This is a genomic window from Microbacterium sp. F01 (assembly GCF_056156365.1).
The window spans coordinates 4,200,179-4,212,082 of the sequence record NZ_CM149592.1 but is presented as its reverse complement, the minus strand read 5'-3'; the positions used below and the strand labels follow the sequence as shown (position 1 = coordinate 4,212,082).

Below are 11,904 nucleotides of genomic sequence, written 5' to 3'. Positions count from 1 at the left end.
CGGATCTACGCGGCGCCGATCAGGTCGCCGTTTCGGGTGAGGTCGAGATACCGGGCGACGGCGTCGCGGCTCTTGGTGAGGCACGCCAGCCGATCGTCCAGGGCGGTGAGCTCGGCCCTCGGCGCGACGCTCGCCTCACGCCGGGACGGTGTTCGAGTCTGATCACCGAGGCTGATGCCGCCGATCGGGAATATCATCTTCCTCGATAGCGGGCGGGGGACGAGCATGGAATCGTCCTCAAGAAAGTGAGTCGATGATGACCCGACGCCTGGTGTCCCACCTCCGATACGCGGCCCTCGCCGTGCCGGACTTCGAGACGGAGCGCGACTTCTTCGTGCGGCACTGGGGCCTCACCGAGGTCGCCGCGGAGGACGGCCTCAGCCACCTGGCCGCCGAGGGGTCGAGCGAGCCCTTCATCCTGCGCCTGCGACGCGATGAGAAGCGCGTCGATCTCGCGGCGTTCGCCGTCGCCGACCGCGCAGACCTCGAGGCACTCGCCGCCAAGCTCCACGCGGAGGACGTGCGGTTCGTGCATGAGCCGCAGGAGCTGACGGGCTTCGGTGGCGGGTACGGCTTCCGCGTGTTCGACGGCGACGGGCGCGTGCTGGAGTTCTCGACGGGCTACCAGACGCGCGAGGCGCGCAAGATCCGTGAGCGCGAGCCCATCCCGGCGAAGCTCTCGCACGTCGTGTTCAACTCGGCGAACCTCGAGCAGTCGGCGCAGTGGTACATCGACCACCTCGACTTCACGATCTCGGACTCGCTGACCCGTCCCGACGGCGTGAGCATGATGCACTTCATGCGCTGCAACCCGACACACCATTCGGTCGCCATCGCCATGGGCCCCCATCACTCGCTGCACCACCTCTCGTTCGAGATGCGCGGGATAGAGGAGTGGATGCGCGGCGCGGGCAAGATCCTCCGCTCGGGCGCCCGCATGATCTGGGGCCCGGGCCGGCACAACGCCGGCGACAACACGTTCGCGTACTTCCTCAGCCCCGCCGGAAACACGATCGAGTACACCACCGAGCTTTCGGTCGTCGACGAGGAGACGTGGCAGCCCCACCGGCTCAACATCAAGGACGTGTCGAACCAGGACCAGTGGGGGACCGCGCAGGAGATGAGCGAGCTCATCGCCCGCGAATCGTTCAACGACATCGACAAGGGCCTGTTCGTCGCACCGCCGGTGTGATCGAGATCGACGAGAAGAGTCATCCCATGGCACGCATCCACTTCGCCGCGGATCACGGCGGCTACGAACTCGGTCGCGCCCTCGAGACCCGCGCGAACGCCGCGGGGCACGAGGTCGTGTGGCACGGCGCGGAACAGCTCGATCCGGGCGACGACTACCCGATCTTCGCGATCCGGGTGGGCGCCGCCGTCGTCGCGGATCAGGACGCCGGCATCGACGCGTTCGGAACGCTCGTCCTCAGCGAGGGTTTCGCCGGAGTGATCGCCGCGAACAAGGTCAACGGTGCCCGTGCGGTGCAGGTCGCATCACCCCGGGCGGCTGCTGACGCGCGCGAGATCGTCGACGCGAACGTGCTCGTGTTCGACGGGATCGCGTTCGAGGAGAACGCGTGGCTCACGCTCAGCGCGTTCGTGAAGGCGTCGCTGCCGCACTCGGTCGCGCGCGGGCGCCGCATCCTCCAGATCGAGGAGTACGAGAACGCCGGCACGATCGAGGGCTGGGCCGTGCAGCTCGAGCCCGAGCAGATCGCGGTCTCGCGAGAGTAGACCCCGGGCGCCTCGAACGGGCGCGGGCCGGCTGGGCTCCGCGAGGGGTCGGCCCTGGATCAGACCGGCAGGCTCACGCCGGAGGCGGGGCGATTCGATACGGATGCTGCGGCCTGTTCGAAGATGCCGCGCATCCAGGCGTGCTCGGGGTCGCGGCCGTGGACGGGGTGCCACCACAGCGCATTGACGACGGGCGTGGCGTCGAAGGGAGCCGCGAGCGTGCGCACGCCCGCCACGGACTCGGCGACGTGCGCGAGCCCCGCCTGGATCAGCCCGAGGCGGTTGGTGCCGGCGATGAAGTGCGGGAGCGCGAGGAAGCTCTCGACGACTGCCTCGATGTGGGGCTCGATGCCCAGCTGCTGCAGTTGACGGGCCGCCGAGGTGAAGGCCGTGCGCGACTGGTAGGTGAAGACCCACGGCAGGGCACCGAGCACCTCCATCGTCAGCTCGTCGCCGACCTGCTCGTTCGACTCCGAGGCCAGGACCACCCAGCCGTCCCGCCACAGGTCCGCGTAGGGGAGGTCGACGAGATAGCCGTGCGGGATCACCATGCCGTCGGCCGAGCGCAGTCGGTTGAGCGCGTCGTCGACGATCGTGGGGTTGTGCAGCATGAACCGGAAGCGCACGCCCGGGGCGGTCTCGGCGGCGAGGCGGGACACCTCGCTGCCGATGGTGGCGAAGCCGTAGTCGGAGCCGTAGATCGAGAACTCGCGGGTCGAGTCGCGCGGGCTCCACGTGGCCTGGCTCTCGAACACGCGGCGGGCGGCCTCGAGCGCCGTGGTCGTGTGCTCGGTGAGCCGCAGAGCGAGCGGGGTCAGCTCGTAGGTGTTGCCTCTGCGGGCGAGGATCTGGTCGTTGAAGTGGGTGCGCAGCCGGGCGAGCGACGCGCTCAGCGCCGGCTGGCTCAGGTGCAGCCGCTCGGCGGCACGCGTCACGCTGCGCTCGGTCAGCAGTGCGTCCAGGGCGACCAGGAGGTTCAGATCGAGCCGGGAGAGGAGCGGTTGATCGGACACGACGGTGTGCTCCTCCGGGTTTGGGATGCCTGGGGCCAGTGTATCCGTGCAATCTATGCGAGGGGGAGGTGGCATCGTTCGCAACGATGCGCAGCCCTCGGAGCAATTATGCGCGCATCACACTTACTTATGTCTAAATCACGCCTAACGCTGATACGCTCGAGAAGACTCCCGGCCCGCTGCAACGCGGTCCCGACCCAGAGAGCGAGCATCGATGCTTCTCGAGAGAGATCTCATCCAGTCCGTGGGCTTCCGCAACGTCCGCGAGGGCGGTGAGATCACCGGGTTTCAGTTCCGCCTGCGCATGCCGTCGTACCGCGGGATGGCGGCATCCCTCATCGACGGCGTCGCCGTTCGTGTCCGAGACCTCGTCGACGTCCCGGCGGAGGTGCCGCTCTGGACCTTCGCCGGCCGCACCTACTCGCTGCAGGAGCTGTGGGACTCGGAGGGTGTGCGCTGGCCCCTCGAGGAGGCCGCGATCGTCACGGTGCCGCACCCGGGAGGACTTCCCGAGGGCACGCACGAGGTCTCGATCCAGCTGCGGCTGCGCATGTCGTACATCCCCCAGGAGCACCAGCCGTCGACCTACGAGGTGTCGCGGCACATCACGCTGACGTCGTCGGAGAAGGGCGGCCCGTTCAAGTACGGCGTCAGCCTGTACAGCTTCATGACCGACTACGGCACCGTCATGGACCTCGAGACCGCGCTCGCGGCGGTGGCCGACGTCGGCGCGACCGGCGTCGAGATCCTCGGCGAAGGCCACATCGCGCGCTACCCCGAGCCCACGACCGAGTGGATCGACCGCTGGTTCGCCCTCCTCGAGAAGTACTCGCTCGAGCCCACCAACTATGGGTCGTGGATCGACACCCGCCTGCACTCGAGCGGCGCGAATGCCCGTGACCTCACGGCGGCCGAAGGCGCTGCCATGCTCCAGCGCGATCTGCGTCTCGCCAAGCAGCTCGGCTTCCGCTTCGTGCGTCCGAAGATCGGCGTCGTGTCGAGCGACCTCATCCCGCACCCGATCTGGACCGAATCGGTCGAGCGGTCGCTCGACCTGGCGGCCGAGCTCGACGTCGTCATCTGCCCCGAGATCCACTCGCCCACGCCAATCAAGCACGAGGTCGTCGACGACTACATCGGCCTCATCCAGCGCACCGGCACGAAGCATTTCGGCCTGCTGCTCGACACCGGCATCTTCCAGGACCGCCCGATCCCTCTGAAGCCCGGCGAGCTGCCCGGCCGCCGCCCCGCGTTCCTCGACGGCATCGGGGTCGACCCCGCCGACATCGCCGACATCGCGGAGTACGTCGTCTTCATCCAGGCGAAGTTCCACGACATCGACGAGAACCTCGAAGACCAGCAGATCCCGTGGGAGCCGGTGCTCCGCGCCCTCAAGGACGCCGGCTACACCGGCTACCTGTCGAGTGAGTACGAGGGCGACCGCATCCCCTGGCGCTCGATCGAGCAGGTGCGCCGCCAGCACTCCCTCATCCGCTCGATCGCCTCCACCCTCTGACATTCCGCCCGAAACGGAGAGAACCATGCCCAACGGACTCATCGCCGAAGACAGCCTCCGCCCGCACCCGGACGGGCTCGCGCTGAAGCTCACCCTGCCCTGGTACCGGAGCCTCTGGCTCTCGTCCGTCTCGACCCTGCGCCTCACCGTCGACGGCGTCGAGATCCCGGCCGACGACCTGGCCTTCGAGATCGACGGCCGACGATTTTCGATCGCCGAGCTGCCGCAGCAGAGTGAGACGCTCTGGTTCTTGCAGCAGCATCCGCTCCTCATCGCCCGTCTCGACCAGCCGGTCGCGCTCGGCGAGCAGCACGACGTCGAGATCTTCGGCGAGCTGCGCCTGCCGTACATGCAGATCGCGCCCGGCCAGGACGGCGGCCCCGGCCTGTACGTGCCGAACATCGTGCGGCAGTCCTTCACGCTGACGGTGACGGACACGGATGCTGCGCCCCCGGCGACCGTGACCGGCATCGCGCCTCCGCCGCCCGCCGCGGAGGAAGACCCCTTCAAGCTCGGCCTCACGCTGTACTCGGCGAGCGCCGAGTTCCGCGCCGGCTGGTACGACTTCGACGGCCTGCTCGACCGCGTGGCCGAGCTGGGCATCGGTCCGGGGATCGAGATCGTCGCGTCGCAGGTGCTGCCGAGCTACCCGGTCGTGTCGGACGAGTTCGTCGCGCAGTGGCGCGCCGCGTTCGACAAGCACGGCTTCGACGCCAGCTCCTTCGGCGCGAACCTCGACATGGGCCGCCGGCGCAACCGCGACATGACGCCGGACGAGGAGTTCGAGTTCAGCGAGCTCATGTTCCAGGGGGCGAAGAAGCTGGGATTCCCGCTGGTGCGCATCCAGTCCGCGAAGCCGGAGCTGCTGCGGCGGCTGCTGCCCGTCGCCGAGAGCCTGGACCTGCAGCTGGCGTACGAGATCCACGCGCCGATGGGGCCGAACGCCGAGCCGATCCTGAAGGTGCGGGACACCTACGCCGAGCTGGACTCGCCGTTGCTCGGGTTCGTCGCGGACTTCTCGTCGACGATGCACAGCATGTCGCCGACGCTGCTGCGGGCCGTGCAGCGCGCGGGTCTCGATGACGTCGCGCTCGCCGAGCTGCAGCGCATCTGGGCGACCGATGCCACGATGCAGGAGCGGCAGCAGGAGTTCATCGGCTACCTGAAGAGCCGCGACTTCGACCCGGGCCGCCTCGGCTCGTTCGCGCACCTCGCGTTCAACATGCACGGTCACGTCGACCCGCGCGAGTGGGCCGACATCATGCCGCAGATCAAGCACGTGCACGCGAAGTTCTACGACATCGACGAGAACGGCCAGGAGCCGGCCATCGACTACCCCGAGCTCGTGCGGGTCTTCGTCGAGGGGGGCTACCGCGGCTACTGGTCGAGCGAGTGGGAGGGTCACGCCTTCGCCGAGCTGGGCGAAGTCGACCCGCTGCTGCTCGTCCGCAAGCAGCACGACCTCATCCGGGCGTCGATGCGCGCCGTGCAGGCGGCTCATGTCTGACACCGACGTCGACTTCCGCACGCTGCCGCTGCCCGAGGTGCTGCGGATCTTCCGTGAGCACGGCGAGCCCGCCGACCCGCGCCCCGACATCGACACGGAGTCGCTGAAGCGCCGCTTCCCGCGCCTCGCGAACGTCGAGACGCGCGAGGTCGCGATCGACGGCGGTGCCCGCGCGGTGCCGGCGCGGCTGTACACCGATGCCTCGGCCGAGGCATCCGGTCGCGCCCTCGTCTGGGTGCACGGCGGCGCGTTCATCGGCGGCCACCTCGACATGCCGGAGTCGAACTGGGTCGCACTCGAACTCGCGGCGCGCGGGATCCCCATTCTCGCGGTGGACTACGTCAAGTGCCTCGGCGACGTGCACTTCCCCGAGCCTTCGGACGACGTGCTCGCCGCGTGGCGCCACGCGGTCGCGCACGCGGAAGAGCTGTTCGGCACCGACACCGTGCATCTCGGGGGCGCCAGCGCGGGCGGCAACCTCACCGCCGGGGCGGTCGCACGACTGCGGGATGCGGGCGAACGGCTGCCCGACGGGCTCGTGCTCGTCTACCCGGTCGTGCACCCGAACGGACCCGCGGCGTCGGCGGATCTCGATCCCGAGTCCCCGCACGGCGCCCTCGCGCTGAACTTCGCGGGATCCGTCGAGGCGCTGGCCGATTCGCACGCGTTCGCAGCACTCGGGTCGGTCGACGGATTCCCGCCGACGTTCGTGCTCGTGTGCGAATTCGACGGGCTGCGTCCGTCTGGCGAGGCTCTCGCACGGCAGTTGGATGCTGCGGGGATCGACGTCGCCCTCCGCCTGGAGTCCGGCGCCGACCACGGCCATATCAACGAGCCCGCCGACCCGACGGCGCTGCCGACCGTGGAGGCGATCGCGGACTGGGTCCGGTCACGGTGACCGTGCATCGCGTGAGCGGACTCGTCGAAGAGACGGACGAACTCGAAGACCGCATCATCGCGGCGCAGCGCGACGTGGGTTCCCGTGCGCGACTGATCCATGAGGGGTGAACCGGTGCCCGGCACCTTCGTCAACCCAGTGCTGGGCGGTGACCGACCAGACCCCGCGGTCATCAGGGTGGGCGACGAGTACTGGATGACGTACTCATCGTTCGAGTCGGCGCCGGGCCTTCTGCTCTATCGGTCGCCCGATCTCGTGAACTGGACCTACTCGGGCTCGGCGCTCGCCGAGCCGCTCGGCAGCACGTTCGCGGTCGACATCGCGGAGGTGGACGGGCGCTTCTTCATCTACATCCCGTTCATCCCCGCGCCCTGGTCGGCACTCGAGGCGCCGGCGATCTTCGTCATCCACGCGGACTCGATGGAAGGCCCGTGGTCGGATCCCATCGACCTCGGCATCCGCTGGGCGATCGACCCAGGTCACGTCGTCGGCGAGGACGGCAAGCGGTATCTCTTCGTCAACGGCATCCGCCGCATCGCGCTGACGGACGACGGGTTGGCGACCGTCGGCGAGCTCGAGAAGGTGTACGACGGCTGGCGCTACCCCGACGAGTGGATCACGGAGGCCTATGCGCTCGAAGGGCCCAAGCTGTTCCGGCGCGGGGAGTGGTTCTACCTCGTGAGCGCCGTCGGCGGTACCGGCGGACCGCCGACCGGGCACATGGTCATCGTCGCGCGGTCGCGCTCGGTCGACGGTCCGTGGGAGAACTGCCCGCACAACCCCATCGCGCGCACCGAGGACGCGGCCGACAAGTGGTGGTCACGCGGGCACGCGACAATCCTCGCCACGGGCGACGGCGACTGGTGGATGGTGTCGCACGGCTACGAGAACGGCTTCCGCACGCTCGGTCGCCAGATCCTGCTCGAGCCGATCGCGTGGACCGAGGACGGCTGGCCCGTCGCCGCGCTCGACGACATCGGAGGAGAGCTGGAGGCCCCGGCCGCAGCATCCGTCCAGTCCCCGTCCCAGGGCTTCGAGGACGACTTCGCCGATCTGCGACTCGGGGAACGGTGGACGTTCCACGCCCCGTCGCCGGGCGAGGCGGAGCGCCTCACGCTGGACGACGGTCTGGTGCTCGCGGGCAAGGGTGCGGGGCCGGGGGACACATCCCCCCTCGCGCTCGTCGTCGGCGACCACTCGTACGAGATCGAGGTCGACGTCGAGATCGAGGGGGCCGAGGGCGGGCTGCTCCTGTTCTTCAACGACCGGCTGTTCTGCGGCATGGGGATCGACGGGGAACGGATGCGGAGCTACTCCGGCGGCCACGTCACTCATTGGCGCGAGCCCGCGCCCGCGGTGAACCGACTGCAGCTGCGCATTCGCAACGATCGGCACATCGTCACCGGCTGGTACCGCGTGCCCCGCGAGGAGTGGGTGCGCCACGCGATCCGCTACGAGACCTCCGGCTACCACGCCAACACGATGGGCGACCTGCTGAGCCTGCGCCCCGCGCTGTACGCGGCCGGCGAGGGGACGGCGCGGTTCCGCGACTTCCGGTACCGGCCCCTCCGCTGAGTCAGACGACCCGCAGCTCCACGGCTTGGGTCGACGCGAGCGTCGCGCCGACATGTAGCCGGAAGGCGCCCGGTTCCACAACGAACGCCGGGGCAGCAGCATCCGTGGCCCAGAAACCGAGCTGATCGCGGCCGATCCCGAACTCGAAGACCGTGGTGAGACCAGGATCGATGGTTCGGCGTTCGAACGCGACGAGCCGGCGGACCGGCGGTGCGACGCTCGCGACGACGTCCTCGACGAAGACCTGCACGACCTCGTCGCCCGCACGCGTCGAGGTGTTGGCGACCTCGAGCGACAGCGTCAGGGCGGCGCCCGCCTCGAGCTCGGAGCCGCCGATCGACGCGGCCGACAGCGTGGCCGCCCCGTGCGAGAAGGTCGCGTAACCCGATCCGTGGCCGAAGGCGAACTGCGGCCCGAGCTCGAGATCGAGATACTTCGACGTGTACTTGTCCTGCACGTTCGCGGGTCCGTGAAGCCCGATGTCGGCGGTCTCGGTGGTGAGCGATCCGCTCGTCGTCGCGGGGCGGCCCGTGTTCTCGTGCGCGTAGTGGATCGGGATCTGCCCGACGGCCCGCGGCCACGACATCGGCAGGCGCCCCGCAGGCTCCGCGTGACCGAGGAGAACGTCGACGATCGCGGCGGCGGCCTCGGTGCCGCCGTGCCACGCGACCATGACGGTGGGGGCGAGGTCGATCCAGTCCGACACGATGAGCGGGCGGCCGGTCTCGAGGACGACGACGAAGGGGGTGCCCGTGCCGGCGATCTCACGGATCAGCTGCTCCTGCCGCCCCGGCAGGCGCAGGTCGCTGCGGGAGGCCGCCTCGCCCGACAGTGCGCTGGGCTCACCGACGAACACCACGACGACATCGCTGGCTCGCGCGGCCTGGACGGCGTCCACGATGCCGGACGCATCGTCGCCGAGGAAGTCGACGCCGGGGACCACGCTCAGGTCGGCGTCGGGGCGACGGGCGGCGAACTCGTCGGCGATGGTTCTTGCGTCGGCGCCGAAGGACTGTGTCCAGGCGCCGAGGTGGTCGGTCGAGTCGGCGTAAGGGCCGGTCAGCAGCACGCGCGCGGGCGCCCTGAGCGGCAGGGTCCCGTCATTCTTGAGCAGCACCGAAGACCGCGCGGCTGCGCGGCGCACGAGGGCCCGGCCGGCATCGGTCGGGGAGGTCACCTCGTCTGCCTCGCTCGAGTAGGGCGCGTCGAAGAGGCCGAGGGATTCCTTGAGTGCGAGCACGCGGGCGACGGCGTCATCGAGGCGAGCCGGGTCGATGGCGGCGAGGGCCTCGGCCTGGATCTCGGCGGGCGCGCCGCCCATCTCGACGTCGAGCCCGGCGCGGAACGCCTGGGACACAGCATCCGTCAGATCCTCGGCGATGCCGTGCGGAAGCAGGTTTCGTACGCCTTCGGCGTCGCCCACGACCACACCTGCGAAGCTCCACTCCTCTTTCAGCACGCCCGTCATCAGCCGTCGGTTGGCGTGCATCGGCACGCCTGCGACGGTGTTGAACGAGGCCATGACCGAGGCGGCACCTTCGTCGACGACCGCGCGGAACGGCTCGAGGTAGGTGTTGCGCAGGCGGTGTTCCGACACGTCGACCGTGTTGTAGTCGCGGCCGCCCTCGGGTTGCCCGTATGCAACGAAGTGCTTCGCCGTCGCGGCGATCGACTGCGGAGAGGCGAGATCGTCGCCCTGATAGCCGCGCACCATCGCGCGGCCCATCGCCGAAGTCAGGTGGACGTCTTCGCCGAAGCCCTCGACCACGCGACCCCAGCGCGGGTCGCGCGAGACGTCGATCATGGGGGAGAAGGTCCAGGTGACGCCGCCCGAGCGCGCCTCGGCGGCAGCGAGGGCGGCGAGCTCGGCGACGAGCGAGCGGTCGAAGCTCGCGGCCTGCGCGAGAGGGACGGGCGCGATCGTGCGCTGGCCGTGGATGACGTCGAGCCCGACGAGGACGGGGATGCCGAGCCGCGTCTCTTCGACGGCGACCCGCTGCAGGGCGTTGGTCGCCGCAGCCGACCGCGGCCAGAAGATCGATCCGAGGCCTTCGCGGATGAGCTGCGCCGCATCGTCGTGCCGCGGCCGGAACACGATCTGCAGTTGGCCCAGTTTCTCGGCCGGGGTCATCTCGCTCAGCAGCCTCTGCACGCGGGTCGATCGGCTCATCTCGTGCTCCTCCGGGGGTCGCGACGCGCGTCCGCGTGTTGCGCCACCTGACAGGCGGCGCAGGGGGTCGGGCAGGGGGTCGGGCAGGTCATGACGATGCCGCCCGGGGCGGGGCCCCGGGCGGCATCATTCAGAGCGGATGCGGTGCGGTCACTCGCCCCACGCCGCGTCCATGTCGGCGAGAACCTGGTCGACCGTCTTTTGTCCGGTCAAGAGGCCCTGCACGCCGACGCCGAGCGCGTCGTAGACGGCGGGGTTCGGCCAGCTGGCGTTGGGCAGACCGGTGTAGGCGCCCGACTCGAGCAGGTCGCCGATCGGCGCGTAGCTCGGGAGGAGGTCGGCGGCCGTGACGCCCGTGATCGGCACGTAGCCGGCCAGATCGGCGTAGGTCTTGGCCTGCTCCGGCTGGGCCGCCCAGTCGAGGAACTCCTGTGCGGACGACTTCACCGCGTCGTCGGACTTCGCGTTGATGGCCCAGGCGTAGTTCGCCGAGGCGAGCGTGAACGCCTCCTGCCCGTCGGCCGGCGGGAAGGCCTGCACGGTGATGTCGAGGCCGGTGGCGCCACCGATCGAGGCCGCAGCCGAGCCGGGCGTCGCCGCCGTCAGCGCCGTGCCCCCGCCGATGCCGGCGGTGATGTTGTCGAACGTGCCGCCCGCGGCGCCGTCCTGGAAGCAGCCGGTGTCGTTGAGCTCGACGATGTCGTCGAGCGTCTCCTGCCAGCCCTCGCTGTCGGCGAAGGTGACGTCGCCCGCGGCCCGCTGCTCGTTCCAGTCGGGTTCGCCCTGGTAGACGCGCGTGGCCGAGATGAGCTGGGCGAACAGGCCGGTGTTGAACGGCACGCCGCCGGCGAGGACCGTGAAGGTCTTGCCGCCGTCGCGGGCCGTCTGGCAGGCCGCCAGCAGGTCGTCGTACGTCGCCGGGTATTCGTCGATGCCGACTTCTTCGCCGCCGGCGGAGTTGTAGATGAGGCCGACCGGGGCGAGTGCGGTGGGCTGTCCGTACACGTTGTCGTCGACGGTGTACTGGGCCTCACTGCCCGCGGGGATGATCCCGGCGCTGGTGTCGCTGAGCGGCTCGAGGAAGCCCGCCTCGGCAAGGGTGACCACCGAGATCGGCTGGCCTGTGCCGGGTGCGAGGATCATGGCGTCGGCGGCATTGCCGGCCTGGAGCTGCGTGGTGACCTGCGTGTTGTACGCGTCCGACGGGTACGGGATCACCTCGACCGGAACGCCGGTCTCCTCGGTGTACATCTCAGTGAGCTGCTCGTAGTAGTTGTCGGCGTCGTTCGCCTCGGCGACCATGAGCGAGAAACCGACGGCGTCGCCGTCACCGCCATCGGTGCCGTCGTCGCCGCCGCCACCGGAGCAGCCGGCGAGAATGAGAACCCCGGCGACGGGAGCCGCGAGAAGCGACCACCGGAGAGGCCGGGAGGCTGTGTGCTGTGGCATTTCGACCCTTTCGTGACTTCGTTGTCGCCAGCTCGGGTT

At 69.7% G+C, this 11,904-nt stretch carries 10 protein-coding genes; 6 read left to right on the top strand and 4 right to left on the bottom strand.

Features of this window, described 5'->3' with window-relative positions; genetic code table 11:
- Positions 1-5 precede the first annotated feature (5 nt).
- Positions 6-227: a hypothetical protein gene (locus tag ACVN90_RS19245; RefSeq protein WP_475099808.1), complete on the bottom strand. Its 222-nt coding sequence runs from the start codon at positions 225-227 to the stop codon at positions 6-8.
- Positions 228-253: 26 nt separating this feature from the next.
- Here ACVN90_RS19245 and ACVN90_RS19240 point away from each other — a divergent pair, with 26 nt between their 5' ends.
- Positions 254-1,192, top strand: a complete 939-nt coding sequence (locus ACVN90_RS19240; protein WP_475099807.1) for a VOC family protein — start codon at positions 254-256, stop codon at positions 1,190-1,192.
- Positions 1,193-1,218: 26 nt separating this feature from the next.
- A complete protein-coding gene (locus ACVN90_RS19235) occupies positions 1,219-1,737 on the top strand; it encodes an RpiB/LacA/LacB family sugar-phosphate isomerase (protein WP_475099806.1) in 519 nt (172 codons plus the stop codon).
- 59 nt (positions 1,738-1,796) lie between these two features.
- On the opposite strand, the gene ACVN90_RS19230 is transcribed toward ACVN90_RS19235, so the two are convergent.
- Positions 1,797-2,750: a LysR family transcriptional regulator gene (locus ACVN90_RS19230; protein ID WP_475099805.1), complete on the bottom strand. Its 954-nt coding sequence runs from the start codon at positions 2,748-2,750 to the stop codon at positions 1,797-1,799.
- Positions 2,751-2,964: 214 nt separating this feature from the next.
- Here ACVN90_RS19230 and ACVN90_RS19225 point away from each other — a divergent pair, with 214 nt between their 5' ends.
- The 4 genes from ACVN90_RS19225 (at position 2,965) to ACVN90_RS19210 (ending at position 8,246) form a co-directional block, all read left to right on the top strand.
- Positions 2,965-4,266, top strand: coding sequence for a C-glycoside deglycosidase beta subunit domain-containing protein (locus tag ACVN90_RS19225; protein WP_475099804.1), 1,302 nt, complete (start codon positions 2,965-2,967; stop codon positions 4,264-4,266).
- 25 nt (positions 4,267-4,291) lie between these two features.
- Positions 4,292-5,773: a C-glycoside deglycosidase beta subunit domain-containing protein gene (locus ACVN90_RS19220; RefSeq protein WP_475099803.1), complete on the top strand. Its 1,482-nt coding sequence runs from the start codon at positions 4,292-4,294 to the stop codon at positions 5,771-5,773.
- Positions 5,766-6,671, top strand: coding sequence for an alpha/beta hydrolase (locus ACVN90_RS19215; RefSeq protein WP_475099802.1), 906 nt, complete (start codon positions 5,766-5,768; stop codon positions 6,669-6,671). Before ACVN90_RS19220 ends, ACVN90_RS19215 begins: the two co-directional genes overlap by 8 nt.
- Positions 6,672-6,785: 114 nt before the next feature.
- Positions 6,786-8,246, top strand: coding sequence for a family 43 glycosylhydrolase (locus ACVN90_RS19210; RefSeq protein WP_475099801.1), 1,461 nt, complete (start codon positions 6,786-6,788; stop codon positions 8,244-8,246).
- A 1-nt stretch (position 8,247) separates the two neighbouring features.
- On the opposite strand, the gene ACVN90_RS19205 is transcribed toward ACVN90_RS19210, so the two are convergent.
- Complete coding sequence (locus tag ACVN90_RS19205) at positions 8,248-10,416, bottom strand: glycoside hydrolase family 3 N-terminal domain-containing protein (protein ID WP_475099800.1); 2,169 nt, start codon at positions 10,414-10,416, stop codon at positions 8,248-8,250.
- Positions 10,417-10,566: 150 nt separating this feature from the next.
- Positions 10,567-11,865 (bottom strand): ABC transporter substrate-binding protein, encoded by a 1,299-nt coding sequence (locus tag ACVN90_RS19200; RefSeq protein WP_475099799.1) that lies wholly within the window; start codon positions 11,863-11,865, stop codon positions 10,567-10,569.
- Between the last annotated feature and the right edge of the window lie 39 nt (positions 11,866-11,904).

Bases quoted from the DNA above. Each gene is read 5' to 3' on its own strand.
- ACVN90_RS19245 (WP_475099808.1), bottom strand. From the start codon at position 227: ATGCTCGTCCCCCGCCCGCTATCGAGGAAGATGATATTCCCGATCGGC.
- ACVN90_RS19215 (WP_475099802.1), top strand. From the start codon at position 5,766: ATGTCTGACACCGACGTCGACTTCCGCACGCTGCCGCTGCCCGAGGTG.
- ACVN90_RS19235 (WP_475099806.1), top strand. From the start codon at position 1,219: ATGGCACGCATCCACTTCGCCGCGGATCACGGCGGCTACGAACTCGGT.
- ACVN90_RS19240 (WP_475099807.1), top strand. From the start codon at position 254: ATGATGACCCGACGCCTGGTGTCCCACCTCCGATACGCGGCCCTCGCC.
- ACVN90_RS19225 (WP_475099804.1), top strand. From the start codon at position 2,965: ATGCTTCTCGAGAGAGATCTCATCCAGTCCGTGGGCTTCCGCAACGTC.
- ACVN90_RS19200 (WP_475099799.1), bottom strand. From the start codon at position 11,865: ATGCCACAGCACACAGCCTCCCGGCCTCTCCGGTGGTCGCTTCTCGCG.
- ACVN90_RS19205 (WP_475099800.1), bottom strand. From the start codon at position 10,416: ATGAGCCGATCGACCCGCGTGCAGAGGCTGCTGAGCGAGATGACCCCG.
- ACVN90_RS19220 (WP_475099803.1), top strand. From the start codon at position 4,292: ATGCCCAACGGACTCATCGCCGAAGACAGCCTCCGCCCGCACCCGGAC.